This window comes from Acinetobacter sp. HR7 (assembly GCF_000773685.1).
GTDB lineage: Bacteria > Pseudomonadota > Gammaproteobacteria > Pseudomonadales > Moraxellaceae > Acinetobacter > Acinetobacter thermotolerans.
Map to the genome: position 1 here is coordinate 1 of NZ_JPQO01000015.1, position 15,482 is coordinate 15,482.

Here is a 15,482-nt window from a genome sequence, read left to right on the forward strand (position 1 = left end):
TAGAATTTGGTGCGCTCAGCGGGACTCGAACCCACGCCACAGGCTTCGGAGACCTGTACTCTATCCAGTTGAGCTATGAGCGCATTTTTGAGGAGTGCGCACATCATAACAAAAAATCGCACAAGGTAAACAACTATATATAAGTACGTGATTTTAGTGACTACGCTTTAAACAATCTTGCTACAGCTTTAGCAAATAATTCCCACTCAATTACTTGGCTTATTTATACAGATCACTCACAATATCTCAACTTTTCACCATTTGAGATTTCCATGACTGATGCATTGATCTTAAGGGATTTGTCAAAGACTTATCGAAATGGCTTTCAAGCATTAAAGGGTATTAATCTGGATGTACCAGAGGGTGAGTTTTATGCCCTGCTCGGCCCAAATGGCGCAGGTAAATCGACCACCATCGGCATTATCAGTTCATTAACTAAAAAAACTTCAGGTACCGTCGAGATCTTTGGTCATAATCTGGATACCCATCCATCCGAAGCCAAACAGTGCCTGGGAGTCGTACCACAAGAATTCAACTTTGCACAGTTTGAAAAAACGTTTGACATCCTGGTCACTCAAGCCGGTTATTACGGTATTCCAAAGAAGATCGCTCAAGAACGTGCTGAAGAATACTTAAATAAACTAGGCTTGTGGGAAAAACGCTCTACACAAGCACGTATGCTGTCTGGCGGGATGAAACGTCGCCTGATGATTGCCCGTGCCATGATGCATGAACCAAAACTGCTGATTCTGGATGAGCCAACGGCGGGTGTAGATATCGAACTTCGCCGTTCCATGTGGGACTTTCTGAATGAGATGAATAATAAAGGCACATCCATCATTCTGACCACACACTATCTAGAAGAGGCAGAAATGTTGTGTCGCCGGATTGCGATTATCGACCGTGGGGTGATTAAAGAAGATACCACCATGAAGAATTTCCTCAATCAGCTCAATGAAGAATCGTTTATCTTCGACCTGATTGAACCAATTGAACCGATTCACCTCGACATTATCGGCGTGAAATTCAATCTGGTAGATCCACTAACGCTGGAAATCACCTTAGATAAAGCTCACAGCATGAACGATCTGTTCCAGTTACTGGAATCACAGAATATTAAAGTGCGCAGTATGCGTAACAAGTCCAATCGTCTTGAAGAATTATTTGTGAAAATGGTTGAGAAAAATCTCGATGGAGCTGCGCAATGAACCTGAATCAACTTGGCGTCGCCCTGTATACCATCGTTTATAAAGAAATCCGCCGCTTTATGCGAATCTGGCCGCAAACCCTGCTGCCACCGGCCATTACCATGACTTTATATTTCGTCATTTTCGGGAATCTGGTTGGCTCCCGCATTGGTGAAATGGGCGGCTTTAGCTATATGCAGTTTATTGTGCCTGGTCTGATCATGATGGCAGTGATCACCAATAGTTATGCTAATGTCTCCTCTAGTTTCTTTAGCTCAAAATTCCAGAAGAGTATTGAAGAACTGATTATGAGCCCGGTACCGCTGCATGCCATTCTATGGGGCTATGTCTTAGGCGGTGTAGCTCGTGGCATTCTGGTCGCCATTATCGTGACGACATTAAGTCTGTTCTTTACTGACTTATATATTACCAACTGGTTTGTGACTATATATACAGTACTGGTGACTTCCCTGCTGTTTTCATTGGGCGGCTTTATCAATGCAGTTTATGCCAAATCTTTTGACGACATTTCGATTATCCCAACTTTTGTGCTGACTCCACTGACTTATTTAGGTGGTGTATTCTATGCCATCAGTATTTTAAGTCCGTTCTGGCAAAATCTCTCTTTAGTTAACCCGATCGTGTATATGGTCAATGCATTCCGTTTCGGCATTTTGGGGCATAGCGATGTCAATGTTTCCATTTCATTGATGGTGATCACCTTCTGGTGTGTTGTGCTATACGGTATTGCTTACTATTTATTGTCTCGTGGTTCAGGAATGCGTGAATAATGAGTGTAGAACATTCTCTTCTTGGTAAAGACACCAACTATCCAACAGAATATCAACCTGACATTCTGTTCCCAATTTCACGCGCAACTGCCCGTGAAAAATATGCCCATGTGGAAGGTATTCGCCAAGGGAAAGACTGGTGGCATATCTTTGAAATTTCCTGGTTAAATACGGCTGGTGTGCCGCAGGTTGCGATCGGTCGCATGACCCTACCCGCCACTTCTCCAAACTTGATTGAATCCAAATCGCTCAAACTGTATTTCAACAGCCTGAACTTTGCCAAGTTTGATTCAAAAGAAGCTTTTATTGCAACGGTAGAAAAAGACCTGTCTAATGCCGCTCAAGTAGACGTTAAACTGGATCTGTTCCATATCGATGATCTGGAAATTTCCAAACCGGAAGGCATCTGTCTGGATAACCTGACTCCAAAACGCCTTGAAAACCATCCTGACGCGACTTTATTAGCCTTAGATAAGGAAAGCGATGAACAAGTTGAAGTGCAGCTGTATTCGCATCTATTAAGAAGTAACTGTCCAGTCACTGGACAACCAGATTGGGGTACGGTATTTATACGCTACCAAGGGAAGAAACCTTGTTATAAGAGCATTTTGGCTTATATTATTTCCTACCGTCAGCACAACGGTTTCCACGAACAATGCGTGGAGCAGATTTATGCGGATCTCTGGCAGTATCTGCAACCAGAAAAGCTGATGGTATATGCGACCTATACACGCCGCGGGGGACTGGATATTAACCCTTGTCGTGTATCGGATACTACATGGATGCCTCGCCCTATTCGTTTAGCGCGACAATAAAAAAACATTGAGGTTTAACGATGCCACTTTTTGGATTTATTCCTTCAGCAGAACTACTTGATACAATTCAGACTGCACAGAAAAATAAAAATTCCAGTGAACCACTGTATCCACTTCGTGACAAAACGGCATTAATGATTAACGATGAAATTATTGATGCCATTTTGACGGAACTTGTACGCAAGTTCCCAGCAAGTGACAAACGTGAAACTGCTGAAAAACTGGCAGGTTACATCAAATCTACTGTAGCTGTTTTACTTAAACAATTGTTAAGCAAAGCACCTAATGAGGTGGTTCGTGAATCAATTGCATTTTCAGAACGCAGCCTGTTTAAGGATCCTGAAGGTAAGTTCCGCATCGGTGAATCTCTGGATGCCAGTCTGGTGACTAACCTGAAACATCTCTACGCAGAGATTCAAGCTGGCAATGACATAGATAAGCAGAACCTGAGCAACTTATATAAGCAGTTCGCTGAAGCTACTGTGCGTCATTTCATGGTGGATTTTAACAAGACCTTGGACCTCGGCATGATCAAACGTAAGGCGGCGGATCTTGGTGCATCTGCAGTAATTAAGGCAGTTAATATTGCTGCGGATAAAATCATCCTGAATCTGAGCAAGGATGAACTGAAAGTTATGGCCGAATACCACGACACCCTATTCTATCCTTAATCCACCTTTATATAAGTTGCTGTAAAAAGCCTGACTTCAGTCAGGCTTTTTTATGACTGATGAAATAGCTTGTTACAGTAAAGTTCGTTTTCACAGGAAAATGCACTAAAAATAAGCAATATTTGTCTTTTTTTGTCAAAGCTATTGGATGTCATAATCCAGTCAATGTTATCTTTAAACATTCCGAACAATTATGTTCTATTTACAAGATTTTATTTTGAATGATGGTCATTTTTGCTGAGCATTCTTAGAACTGCAAAAGGTCAAATTGCCAATACATTCACATTGATGAAATTGGAAATCAGGGTCAAATGTTAACACCAAATTTTTATAACAAACTTAAACAAATTTCTGTGGTACTTGCGACACTAGGCTTGAGCAGTGTAAGCCAAGCCAATGATTTCCAGCTACATCCTTCCTATTCTGCCTTTAAATACAAAACCATGCAGCAGTATGGCCTGAGCAGCGAGCAGATCGACTGGGCCATGAATGGAACGCGGAATTTACCCAATGTCATCAACATTATGAACCGTCCAGGCGAAAGCAAGCCATGGTACAGCTATAAAACCAATTTCCTCGCAGAAAGCACCATTCAGCGTGGCGTTCGCTTTAAACAGCAGTATTTTGATACCCTGAATCGTGCCGAGCAGCAGTTTGGCGTACCCCAATCGATCATTCTTGGCATTCTGGGTGTGGAAACCGGTTTTGGCAGCAACAAAGGCTCCTTTGTCACCCGCGATGCGCTGGCTACTTTAGGTTTTAATGGCAGCCGCCGTAATGAATATTTTCAGGATGAACTGGCTGCACTGATTGCCTGGTCCTATAAAGATGGCATTCCTGCCTCTTCTGTAGTTGGTTCTTATGCCGGTGCTGTGGGCTACCCACAATTCATGCCTAGCAACATTACCAAGTTCGGTGTCGACTACGATGGCAATGGTCATATTGACCTGCGTAATTCTGCCGTAGATGCCATTGGCTCGATCGCCAACTATCTGGCCAACCATGGCTGGCAACGTAATCAGCCCATCGCTTTCCCGGCGCGTTATACCGGTCCCAATCCCGATGCGATCATTGCCAAGGATTTAACCCAACCTACCCCTTATGGCGTACTCAAGGCTCAAGGGGTTAGTCCAATGAATCCTATTGTGAAAATTGATGATCTGGACTTGGTCAATGTGATCCAGCTACAAGAAAATTATGGACCGGTTTACTACATTACTTACCCAAATTTTCAGGTGATTACCACTTACAATAAGAGCCGAATGTACGCGACTGCATTGTGGCTTTTAGGCACAGAAATCGTGAGCCGATAAGGCTCTTTTCTCCTCCCATTCACAAAAGTCAACAAATATTTAGGTGAAATAGTTCATATTTTGGACTTTTTACATACTTTGTTACATTTTAGATCATTTTTTAACCATTTATTGTTTATTTTCTGTTCTTTTCAAGACTATTTTAATTAAAGACTAGACAGGTTCTTATCTGCATGAATATTATCCTTCTCGTCAAATGTAGTTGCATAAGTTAAATATCAGGCTTGTTTATGAGGTTTTTTGTAGCTTTGACGCAACCTTGTAAACCAGCTGTTAGGAGTTGATTAGATGCATTCTTCTTTTCTGAAATATGTGCTGGCGATTGCCACGACGGTCACCTTGACCCAGTCGCAGGCAGAACTGGTTCAGTCGTCGTCGTTAAACCATGACCATGATCGTTCTCGTTTAGCCACCCGTGTATTAAACCGTGAAGCTCAAAGCTTCAATTCAAATTTTACCAACCTAAGCAGCCTTTCAATCACTGAACGTTCTGGCGATAAAGTTCGTCGTGAAACGATTGCAGCAAAAATTGAAGTCCCTGAAGATGAGCCTTCAGTGATTGAAAAACTGAACACTGTTGCTTCCAACACCGTTCGTAAATTCACACAAACTGGTACAGCATCTTGGTATGGTCGTCAGTTCCATGGCCGTAAAACTGCCAGCGGCGAAACTTTCGATATGAATGCCATGACTGCTGCTCACCGTAGCCTGCCATTGAACTGTTTCATCCGTGTGACCAACAAGAACAATGGTAAGAGTGTTGTAGTAAAAGTGAATGATCGTGGCCCATTCCATGGTAACCGTGTTCTGGATCTGTCTTATGGTGCTGCGAAACGCTTAGGCATCACCAACTCGGGTACTGCAAAAGTCAGTATCGAGCGTGTAGACGGTCCAAACTCTTAAGTTTGACGGGTAACACATTTGACATAAAGCCACATATTATAATGTGGCTTTTTTATTGGATGTTGTATTGTGCTGAAATTTGAACTCCCTGCTGCCCTCTTGCTCTTGCTTCTCTCTGCCCTGCTGGTGCGCTGGTCATTACAGGAAAGCTTATTTTCCTGACGAGTGTATTTTGACCACTGCCCTGTTCTGATTTATATTCAGAGAAAATAGCCGGACATGGAGGGAGCAATGAAAACGATCAAGGAATGGTTCGACGAATATAGCGACAGCCACCAAAACAAAACCAACAAACTGATTCATTGGATCTGCGTTCCAACCATCTATTTTTCCATTATCGGCATTCTGGCGCATTTCAGCGCGCTGCTCACTGCATTACTGCTAGTATTGGCAATGATCTTTTATACCCGTCTGGATATTGTATTGGCTGTAGCCATGGCAGCATTAACCCTAGTCATGGCCTGGCTGATCTGGATTTTACCGGTGGGCATAGGCTTTTATACGGCTCTGTTCGTTTTTGCCTGGATTGGGCAGTTCTACGGTCACAAAGTGGAAGGTAAAAAGCCTTCTTTCTTTAAGGATGTCCAATTCCTCCTCATTGGCCCTATTTGGTGCGTAGATGCTTATCTAGGCAAACTACTACCAAAATGGAAATCACGCCAAATACAGCCAATTTGAAGCATTTTACGAGGGGTAGGTTTTTCAACCACCTACCCTGTGCTTTAATTTAGATAAAAATCACTGCAAGATGATCTGAAATAGATAAAAACAGGTCAGAACCAGGACAAAATTCAGCAACAGTTTTTGCCACCAACAGCCCAGCAAAACACACACTACAACCGCCAAAATATAAGGATCAAATACACTTTCTCGTAATTGGCCCTGCTCCAGAAAAATAATTGGAGCAGCTATGACTAGCATCAGATGCGGTGCAGAATGACGTAGCATTTTTTGCAGGAAAATAGGCAACTGAATATTGAGATGCGGTTCCAGAAAAATATAGCGATTCAAAAACACCACGCCCGCCAGCCCTAAAAGTAACAACCAGCTCATTGCTCTACTCCTGTGTCTTGATCCAGATAAGCTGAAGCCAGCATGCCAATCAAAGCTGCAAGGATGAGGTATTGGGCATAGCCGAATAGACAACACAGAAACATCAAGCCGAAGCTGATCACCACACCCAGCAAGCTCGCTCGGGTTCGGATCAAAGGAATCATTAACAAGATAAACAGTGCAGCAATAGAAAAATCTAAATGCCAGTCTGCTAGTTGGGGCAACTGATAAGCTAGCAGAACACCTACAACACTAAAACTGCACCAAGCTAGGTAAAAGCAGAGCCCAGCTCCTAAGAGATAAGAAAATTGTAGTTTGTGTTGCTGCGTAGCTACAGCAAACAGCTCATCAGTTAAGAGAAACCCAACCAGCAAACGTTTTCCTAAAGAAAATTGCTGCTCTTGAGCCCGAAAGTTCAGGCCGTATAGCAAATGTTGTGTAGTCAAGATAAAGACACTAAACAGAATGGCAAAAAAGCTCTGCCCCTCTTGCAGCATGTTCAGGCTGAGTAACTGGGCAGCTCCTGCAAAGATAATCGCTGACATCGCCACCGCCTGCGTAGTCGTTAAACCGGCTTGCACTGCCATAGACCCAGCCAGTAATCCCCATGGTAAAACCGCCAGATTCAGTGGCATGATATCCCGAGCACCTTGTAAAAATAAGGTGGTATCTGTTCGATGTAAAAAAGAAATCGTACGTGTTTTTTTCAAGCGTGCCAGCATGTCATATTTCCCATAGCATTTAGTGCTATTTATTCAGAAGGTGGACTTGCCGGCTTGTATAAAATTGCTTATCAGAAATGGACTTTAACGCTGCGATAAATGTTGCAGATACTGCAAAGGAGTGACACCCAGACTGCGTTTAAAATGCCGGTTAAAATGGCTTTGATCAGAGAAACCACAACATTGTGCAGTCAGGGCAATACTATGACCTTGTTTTAGCAAACGTTGTGCTTTATGCAGCCTGATCTGTATCAGCCAGCTATGCGGAGGAAGTCCAACGGTACGCTTAAACTCACGCAGAAAATGCCAGGGACTTAAGCCCACCTGTTCTGCCAGTCCATTCAAAGAAAAATCATGTTCAGGCTCGGCCAGCATCAAATCTTTGGCTAGCTGAATTTTACTTTCAGCTTTGGGCAACAATACCGGTTCAGGACGTGAACGAGCATACAAGCGAATTATCTGAGTCAGCGTGGAAATATATAGGCTTTCTTTAAGCAACGTATTTTCAGGTTGTTCCAGAATATTGAACAGTAACACCAGCTGCTGGGCCAAACCTGGATCCTGAACGACCGCTTGTGGAAACCAGGGGCTTACATTTTTATATGGAAAAATATCCTGAGTAATCTCGGCAATCATTTCCGGGGTAGGATAAATGGCACGATAGCCCCAGCCAGTTTCTACGGCGGCAGAACCGGTATGGATCTCATCGGCATTGACCAGGATAATCGAGTCTTTCGGTGCGAAATGCTGATGACCAGTGCGCAGAAAGCTTTGTGCACCTTCTTCAATCACTGCAATGCAGTACCCTTCATGCACATGCTTGGAAAACTGGGTGTGATGATATCTGGCCTTCAGCAACTCCAGACCACCCAGCTCCCTAAAATGTAAAAAATGTGCTCGTTCCTGCATGTTGTGATGAATAGTGTGCCAATTTTTCTTCTAACTTAGCATGTCCTGTGCCAAGCGATAGAACAAAATTGCTGTTTTGATTTTATTTTTATCGGGATTTTACTGATACATTCGGCCTTGATGTTTTAACCAACCATCGACATGTTTACGGCTTGGATCATGATGGGTCCAGTGAATCACTCCACCCTTGTCGCTATATTCATATTCGCCATAAAACTCGACCTGATCGCCTTTTTGGATATTCCCGATTCGTGGTGCCAGATCGATATTATGTGCGACCAATACCGTCTGACCATTAGACAGTTCCAAAATAAACTTTTGATGACGCGAACCTTCATTATCATCTTTCAATACAGCTACAACCTGACCGCTCGCCTGAACCTGAAGATCACTTTGTCTTTGCTGATAAGCCTGTTCAATACGGTAGGTATCATCAGCAGTTGCAGGCTGTTGAACTTTAGCCTGCTCTTGAACCACGACTTCTGCTGCAGGTGCAAAGTTATTGCTTTGCTGCTTGGATTCCGATAAATCCAGCCCCAAGTAAGCAGCTACTAACAGTGCAATAACTGCCCCAATCCCCATATTGGTTTTATTTGCCATAATTCCTCCTTGATTAGTCTTTATTTAGCCATAAAAAAAGCCCCGAATGGGGCTTCTTTCTGCAGATAATTTTGCTTAAAGCAACAATTATTTAGCAGCAGCTTGAGCAGCAGCAACTTCTTCAGCGAAAGAAAGTTCAGCTTTTTTCTCAATACCTTCACCCACTTCGAAACGAGTGAAGCCAGCAACGGTAGTACCAGTTGCTTTAAGGACTTCAGCAACTTTCTTGTCGTTGTCGATTACGTATTGTTGACGTTCAAGAACAACTTCGTTCAGGTATTTCTCAACAGAACCTACAACCATCTTCTCAACGATGTTTGCTGGTTTGCCAGATTCAAGAGCTTTCGCTTCAGCGATTTCTTTTTCTTTCGCGATCAGTTCAGCTGGAACTTGTTCAGCAGTTACTGCAACTGGGTTGAACGCAGCGATGTGCATTGCCAGACCTTTACCAGTTTCAGCATCACCTGAGTAAGAAACTACAACACCAATTTTCAGACCGTGTTTGTAAACAGCCAGGTTTTCGCCTTCTACGATTGCAGCACGACGTACTTGGATGTTTTCACCGATTTTTTGAACCAGCGCGATACGAGCTTCTTCAACAGTAGCGCCATCTTCAAGTTTAAGTTCAGCGATTTTTGCAGCGTCAGTTTCACCAGCAGCAAGAGCAGCTTTAGCAACTTTAGCAGAGAAGTTTGCAAAGTTTTCGTCTTTAGCAACGAAGTCAGTTTGACAGTTCACTTCTACAAGAATAGCTTTGTTGCCTTCTTGAGCGATAGTGATTGCGCCGTCAGCTGCAATGTTACCTGCTTTTTTAGCAGCTTTTGCTTGACCAGATTTACGAAGGTTGTCAATCGCAAGTTCGATGTCACCATTCGCTTCTGTCAGCGCTTTTTTACATTCCATCATTGCCAAACCAGTACGTTCGCGCAATTCTTTAACCATGCTTGCTGTAACTGCAGTCATGTGAATCTCCTAAATTCGGTAGAAAATGAATTCTTTTTAGAACAGAAACGGCCCAGAGGATTCTCATGGGCCGCCTGCTTACACGACGCTTACTTTGCCACCATCACATGATGCAAAAATGACAAGCTTGCGTCTTAGCGCATTAAGCCTCAGAAGCAGGAGCTTCTTCAGCTTTAGCTTGTGCGTTTGCTTGTGATTGAGCGTATTCTTTACCAGCAATAATCGCATCAGCCATAGCAGAAGCATAAAGAGTAACTGCACGGATTGCGTCGTCGTTACCTGGGATTACGTAATCAACGTTGTCTGGGTTAGAGTTAGTATCTACCACACCGATTACAGGAATACCAAGGTTTTTAGCTTCTTTGATCGCGATAGCTTCGTGGTCAACGTCGATAACGAACAGTGCGTCTGGTAAACCACCCATGTTTTTAACGCCACCAAGAGAACGTTCAAGTTTTTCCATCTCACGAGTACGTTCTAAAGCTTCACGTTTAGTCAGCTTAGCGAAAGTGCCGTCTTGAGATTGAGTTTGAAGGTCTTTCAGACGGTTGATTGACTGACGAAGAGTTTTCCAGTTAGTCAACATACCACCTAACCAACGGTGATCAACGTATGGTTGACCTGCGCGTTGAGCTTGTTCACGGATGATGTTAGAAGCAGCACGTTTAGTACCAACGAACAAAACTTTGTTCTTTTTGCTTGCTAATTGGTTAGCGAAGTTCAAAGCATCATTTAACGCAGGAACAGTGTGCTCAAGGTTGATGATGTGAATTTTGTTACGAGCGCCAAAGATGTATTGACGCATTTTTGGGTTCCAGAAACGAGTTTGGTGACCAAAGTGCGCGCCAGCTTGTAGAAGGTCACGCATGCTTACGTTGTAATCTGCCATTTTCTTTACCTTAAAGATTTGGGTTAGGCCTCCATATATCCGCATTCTCCACCCTTGCGGGCACCCAGAGTAATGTGACGATATATGTGCGGATTTTTAATACACCATTCATCAACTTCCGTAAATGAATTCACGAAAAAGCATTTGATAAAATGGGCGGCTATTTATACCATAGTCCCACACAAATTTCCAAAAGTTTTTAGAGATCATGAACACTACTTATCAAGCTCCCCGTCGTTTAATTAAATCCGCTGAAGATATCGAAAAGATGCGCGTAGCTGGACGACTGGCGGCAGAAGTTTTGGATATGATCAAACCGCATATCAAACCAGGTGTTTCTACACTTGAATTGGATACGATTTGTCATGACTACATTGTAAATGTACAGAATGCAATTCCGGCATGTTTGGGCTATGGTGCAGCACCTGGCCGCCCTGCTTTCCAGCACACCATCTGTACTTCTGTGAACCACGTGGTATGTCACGGTATTCCATCAGAAAACAAGATCCTGAAAAAAGGTGACATTCTGAACATCGACGTGACCGTGATCAAAGATGGTTTCCACGGTGATACCAACATGATGTATATCGTGGGTGGTGAAACTTCGATTCTGGCAAACCGTCTGTGCAAAGTAGCGCAAGAAGCCATGTACCGCGGTATTGAAGCGGTTAAACCAGGTGCAACCATTGGTGACATCGGCCATGTGATTCAAAAATATGTTGAATCTGAACGCTTTAGTGTGGTTCGTGAATACTGTGGTCACGGTATTGGCACTACTTTCCATGATGAACCACAAGTTCTGCACTATGGCCAGCCAAATACCGGCATGATCCTTGAAGAAGGCATGACTTTTACCATTGAGCCAATGGTCAATGCCGGCGTTTGGCAAACCAAACTGCTGGGCGATAAGTGGACTGTAGTGACAAAAGATCACAAATTATCTGCTCAATATGAACACACTCTTTTGGTAACAAAAAATGGCGTAGAAGTCCTGACTGCACGTCCAGAAGAAGATTTATCACGCTTCCAGTCATAAGACTTACAGGAAGTGCACAAAAAAGGCTGCCCACACGCAGCCTTTTTTATTTTATATTTCACATATAGTGCGAAGAATAGGTGTTGCCTGCATCTCTTGGGTTCTTCAACTTCAATATCGAAGTTCAAGATGATTTTCGGGCATTAAAACACTTTTTCCGTCAAATTTTCGCAATTCTTTTTCCCAAGGTGCACCAATTTGGGCTAAGATATTGTGATTTTTATTTTTTAATCCCTATAAGAAGGAATACTGCCGTGGACGTACGTCTCTCTGATCGTGTCAATAGCATCAAACCGTCCCCTACACTTGCTGTTACCAACAAGGCTGCTGAACTGAAAGCTGCTGGTAAAAACGTAATTGGTTTAGGCGCAGGTGAACCGGATTTCGATACCCCACAACACATCAAAGATGCAGCAATTGCAGCGATTAACAATGGTTTCACCAAATATACAGCTGTTGACGGTACGCCAGGTCTTAAAAAAGCAATCATTGCTAAATTAAAACGCGACAACAACCTTGAATACGCGCCAAATCAAATCCTGGTTTCTTGCGGTGGTAAACAATCATTCTTTAACTTGGCACTTGCTTTGTTAAACAAAGGCGATGAAGTGATCATCCCTGCACCATACTGGGTAAGCTACCCTGACATGGTGATCATCGCTGAAGGTACTCCAGTGATCGTGAAATGTGGTGAAGAACAACGTTTCAAAATCACTCCTGCTCAATTAGAAGCTGCAATCACTGACAAAACTCGTTTAGTGGTTCTGAACAGCCCTTCTAACCCTACAGGCATGATCTACACTAAAGCTGAATTAGAAGCTTTAGCTGAAGTACTTCGTAAATACCCTAACGTAATGGTTGCGTCTGACGACATGTACGAACCAATCCGTTGGGACGATGAGTTCTACAACATCGCAACTGTTGCACCAGACCTTTACGACCGCGTAATCGTACTGAACGGTGTATCTAAAGCTTATGCAATGACTGGCTGGCGTATCGGCTACGCAGCGGGCCCTGCTAAACTGATCGGTGCGATGAAAAAAATCCAGTCTCAATCAACTTCAAACCCAACTTCTATTTCACAAGTTGCTGCTGAAGCTGCATTGAATGGTCCTCAAGACGTACTGAAACCTATGGTTGAAGCGTTCAAACGTCGTCACGACTTAGTTGTGAATGGTTTAAATGACATCAAAGGTATTACTTGCCTGCCTGCTGACGGTGCATTCTATGCATACGCAAACATCAAACCATTAATCCGTGCGAAAGGTCTGAACTCTTGCACAGAATTCGCTGCTTGGTTACTGGAAGAAACTGGTGTTGCAGTGGTTCCTGGTGATGCATTCGGTCTAGGTGGTTACATGCGTATTTCTTATGCAACTGCTGATGAAGTACTTGTAGATGCGCTTGCACGTATCAAAAAAGCTGCTGATTCAATCGAAGGCGTAGATGCTGCGATTGCTTCTATCGAAGCTGCTAAATAATTAAAGACTTTCTACGTTTTTAATTGAAAAACCCGCGGTATTCGCGGGTTTTTCTTTTGCTTGTTTTTAAATGATTCGCATACTTTTTTTCTTACTTGTGGACTTTCAAAATTAAAGTTCATTCTTTATCAGCATTAAACATTTCAATCACTTCTGCTTCAGTCATTTTCTTGGTCTGATTATTAAATGCATAAAATGTTGGCTTACTATCAATATAGATCTCGAGATTTAAATTCAGATCTTCCGGCAGCTCATCCAAAGTAAATACATTGATATTGGCAAATGAATGGTCTTTGGTTCGCCAGAACAGCATAGTGCCACAGGCATTGCAAAAGCCGCGCTCTGCCCACTCGGAAGAGCTATATACACTCAAATACTGCTGCTCTGTAAAATCCATCTTTTCGATATCAATCGACAATAAAGGTCCACTAGTCTGGCGACGGCACATGGAACAATGGCACGCAGCGACTTCATGGTTCTTAAGCTCTACTTCAAATTGTGTTGCTCCGCATAAACATCTTGCTTTCATGATTATTCCTTACGAAGGTTATTCTTTTTGTTTTAACCATAAATCTATAGTTCATTCCACTTCGATCCGATATGTTTAGATTGCTGATTGTTTATTCACTCTCAAAATTAAGTTCTATTTAAGAGATCAAAATAATAAGGACAGCCCATGAATATCCAAAATCTTTCCGGTCTGGAAATTATGCTAGAGATGTGCGACGGCAATATTCCAATGCCGACGATGGCCACTACAATTCCCATGACTGCGCACTCAGTCGAAGCTGGACAGGTCATCTTCTTAGTTCAAGCGGATGAACATCATCTCAACCCCATGGGTGGCGTGCATGGCGGTTTTGCTGCGACTGCACTAGATTCTGTTACTGGCTGTGCCGTATTTTCCATGCTAGAAGCAGGTGTCAGTTACACTACCATCGACCTGAATGTAAAGATGTGCCGTCCTGTTCCGATGTATAAAGAACTGAAAGCCATTGGCAAGACCATCAATATCAGCAAGAGCTTAGGCATTGCAGAAGGTCATCTCATAGATGCAGATGGAAAGCTCTACGCCTATGCCACAGCGACCTGCATGATCTTTCGTCCTTAAAGTTGCTTAACCTGCTTTCTTTAAAGCCTTAATCAGCTGGTTTTGATTCAAGCAAAGATCACGCTGACTACCTTTATGGAAACAGTAGTATTTCAGGGCACTATCCAGTTCAACTGATAACATTTTTCCTTCAGAGATTGACCAGACTTTGCAACGGTTAGAACCGGACAACGCACTACCTGCTAGCTGAAATAAGTACACATCATTTTCACGTTTCAAAGGGAATTTACGACCATCATCAGGATGCTCAGCTCGCAGACGACATTCTTCATTGATCAGCCATTTCTCACTAAACCACAACTGCAATAAATCACCGAGGAACAAGTCCTGACGACCAAAAGGCCAAACATTGATATAAGTCCCTTCCACAGGCGTATGGTATTGTTCAGGATTGGAAATAATTAACAGATAGTTTTCTTGGTAGAAATCAAGATTTGTAAAAATTTGAGGGATAGTGAGCGTATTCATTCGCTTTCTCCGATTTAGCCATTTTTGTGCTGGCAAGTTGGTTTAAATCCACACTGTTTGACCATCTGGTCAAACGACTTTCTGTTTTCAATCTAGCAACTCAAATAAATGCTGACAAGCATTTTTTAGGATTTTCAGCTGATTGTTTAAATTAAAATCAGACACACCCGATTTCGTATAAATCTGCAAGTTTTTGCTTGACCCTCGTCAAAATCTCTCTATAATCGCATTCAGATTCTCCCATAGCTCAGTCGGTAGAGCGACGGACTGTTAATCCGCAGGTCCCTGGTTCGAGCCCAGGTGGGAGAGCCAAATTCAAGAAAGCCCGCAGCATTAAAGCGGGCTTTTTTATTGGCTAAATTTCATAATTTAAATCACCCTATTTGTCACCTTCCAAGAAAAACTAACCAACCAATTTTTCTATTAAAAGACCTATATCTTTTTTAAATTGACTCCCCTGTTCTGTCTTTATGCGAAGCAAAGATTCTAAACTATTAACTTAGGCTATTTTTCTATATTAAATTTAAGGCATAAAAAATCCCCCATTACGGAGTAATGCCAGTCAGTTAA

The 15,482-nt window shown here is 42.8% G+C and carries 18 protein-coding genes and 2 tRNA genes; 11 read left to right on the top strand and 9 right to left on the bottom strand.

Annotated features, from left to right (window positions below):
* Positions 1-7: 7 nt before the first annotated feature.
* A tRNA-Arg gene (locus tag GW12_RS01120) sits at positions 8-83 on the bottom strand.
* A 189-nt stretch (positions 84-272) separates the two neighbouring features.
* On the opposite strand from GW12_RS01120, the gene GW12_RS01125 reads away from it, so the two are divergent.
* The 7 genes from GW12_RS01125 (at position 273) to GW12_RS01155 (ending at position 6,358) form a co-directional block, all read left to right on the top strand.
* Positions 273-1,208 (top strand): ABC transporter ATP-binding protein, encoded by a 936-nt coding sequence (locus GW12_RS01125; protein ID WP_034582313.1) that lies wholly within the window; start codon positions 273-275, stop codon positions 1,206-1,208.
* Positions 1,205-1,978 carry an ABC transporter permease gene (locus tag GW12_RS01130; protein ID WP_034582316.1) on the top strand — a complete coding sequence of 258 codons (774 nt, stop codon included), beginning with the start codon at positions 1,205-1,207 and terminating at the stop codon, positions 1,976-1,978. Before GW12_RS01125 ends, GW12_RS01130 begins: the two co-directional genes overlap by 4 nt.
* Complete coding sequence (gene queF, locus GW12_RS01135) at positions 1,978-2,793, top strand: NADPH-dependent 7-cyano-7-deazaguanine reductase QueF (RefSeq protein WP_034582319.1); 816 nt, start codon at positions 1,978-1,980, stop codon at positions 2,791-2,793. The genes GW12_RS01130 and queF overlap by 1 nt, the downstream gene beginning before the upstream one ends.
* Before the next feature lie 20 nt (positions 2,794-2,813).
* Entirely contained in the window at positions 2,814-3,464 is a 651-nt protein-coding gene (locus GW12_RS01140; protein ID WP_034582321.1) for a hypothetical protein, read from the top strand.
* A 311-nt stretch (positions 3,465-3,775) separates the two neighbouring features.
* Positions 3,776-4,777, top strand: coding sequence for a lytic murein transglycosylase B (gene mltB / locus GW12_RS01145; RefSeq protein WP_034582324.1), 1,002 nt, complete (start codon positions 3,776-3,778; stop codon positions 4,775-4,777).
* A gap of 288 nt (positions 4,778-5,065) precedes the next feature.
* A complete protein-coding gene (locus GW12_RS01150) occupies positions 5,066-5,680 on the top strand; it encodes a septal ring lytic transglycosylase RlpA family protein (RefSeq protein WP_034582327.1) in 615 nt (204 codons plus the stop codon).
* A gap of 231 nt (positions 5,681-5,911) precedes the next feature.
* Positions 5,912-6,358, top strand: coding sequence for a DUF962 domain-containing protein (locus GW12_RS01155; RefSeq protein WP_034582329.1), 447 nt, complete (start codon positions 5,912-5,914; stop codon positions 6,356-6,358).
* A gap of 60 nt (positions 6,359-6,418) precedes the next feature.
* On the opposite strand, the gene GW12_RS01160 is transcribed toward GW12_RS01155, so the two are convergent.
* The 6 genes from GW12_RS01160 to rpsB form a co-directional block, all read right to left on the bottom strand.
* Entirely contained in the window at positions 6,419-6,733 is a 315-nt protein-coding gene (locus tag GW12_RS01160; RefSeq protein ID WP_034582331.1) for an AzlD domain-containing protein, read from the bottom strand.
* Complete coding sequence (locus tag GW12_RS01165; RefSeq protein ID WP_052127864.1) at positions 6,730-7,455, bottom strand: AzlC family ABC transporter permease; 726 nt, start codon at positions 7,453-7,455, stop codon at positions 6,730-6,732. Before GW12_RS01165 ends, GW12_RS01160 begins: the two co-directional genes overlap by 4 nt.
* A gap of 84 nt (positions 7,456-7,539) precedes the next feature.
* The gene (locus tag GW12_RS01170; RefSeq protein WP_034582336.1) at positions 7,540-8,364 is read right to left on the bottom strand and encodes an AraC family transcriptional regulator; all 825 of its coding nucleotides are present in this window, start codon (positions 8,362-8,364) and stop codon (positions 7,540-7,542) included.
* 99 nt (positions 8,365-8,463) lie between these two features.
* Positions 8,464-8,964 (bottom strand): DUF3465 domain-containing protein, encoded by a 501-nt coding sequence (locus tag GW12_RS01175; RefSeq protein WP_034582337.1) that lies wholly within the window; start codon positions 8,962-8,964, stop codon positions 8,464-8,466.
* An 87-nt stretch (positions 8,965-9,051) separates the two neighbouring features.
* Complete coding sequence (gene tsf / locus GW12_RS01180; protein ID WP_034582340.1) at positions 9,052-9,927, bottom strand: translation elongation factor Ts; 876 nt, start codon at positions 9,925-9,927, stop codon at positions 9,052-9,054.
* Positions 9,928-10,069: 142 nt separating this feature from the next.
* Positions 10,070-10,816 carry a 30S ribosomal protein S2 gene (gene rpsB, locus GW12_RS01185; protein WP_034582343.1) on the bottom strand — a complete coding sequence of 249 codons (747 nt, stop codon included), beginning with the start codon at positions 10,814-10,816 and terminating at the stop codon, positions 10,070-10,072.
* A 208-nt stretch (positions 10,817-11,024) separates the two neighbouring features.
* Between rpsB and map the strand changes: the two genes are divergently transcribed.
* Positions 11,025-11,852, top strand: a complete 828-nt coding sequence (gene map, locus GW12_RS01190) for a type I methionyl aminopeptidase (RefSeq protein WP_034582346.1) — start codon at positions 11,025-11,027, stop codon at positions 11,850-11,852.
* 254 nt (positions 11,853-12,106) lie between these two features.
* Complete coding sequence (locus GW12_RS01195; protein ID WP_034582349.1) at positions 12,107-13,333, top strand: pyridoxal phosphate-dependent aminotransferase; 1,227 nt, start codon at positions 12,107-12,109, stop codon at positions 13,331-13,333.
* 118 nt (positions 13,334-13,451) lie between these two features.
* Here the strand turns inward: GW12_RS01195 and GW12_RS01200 are convergent, their stop codons facing one another.
* Positions 13,452-13,862, bottom strand: a complete 411-nt coding sequence (locus tag GW12_RS01200; RefSeq protein WP_034582354.1) for a GFA family protein — start codon at positions 13,860-13,862, stop codon at positions 13,452-13,454.
* Between the two features lie 147 nt (positions 13,863-14,009).
* Here GW12_RS01200 and GW12_RS01205 point away from each other — a divergent pair, with 147 nt between their 5' ends.
* Positions 14,010-14,444, top strand: coding sequence for a PaaI family thioesterase (locus GW12_RS01205; RefSeq protein ID WP_034582357.1), 435 nt, complete (start codon positions 14,010-14,012; stop codon positions 14,442-14,444).
* Positions 14,445-14,450: 6 nt separating this feature from the next.
* Here GW12_RS01205 and GW12_RS01210 read toward each other — a convergent pair whose 3' ends face one another.
* Entirely contained in the window at positions 14,451-14,912 is a 462-nt protein-coding gene (locus tag GW12_RS01210; protein WP_034582360.1) for a hypothetical protein, read from the bottom strand.
* 236 nt (positions 14,913-15,148) lie between these two features.
* On the opposite strand from GW12_RS01210, the gene GW12_RS01215 reads away from it, so the two are divergent.
* Positions 15,149-15,224, top strand: a tRNA-Asn gene (locus GW12_RS01215).
* Positions 15,225-15,482: the final 258 nt, after the last annotated feature.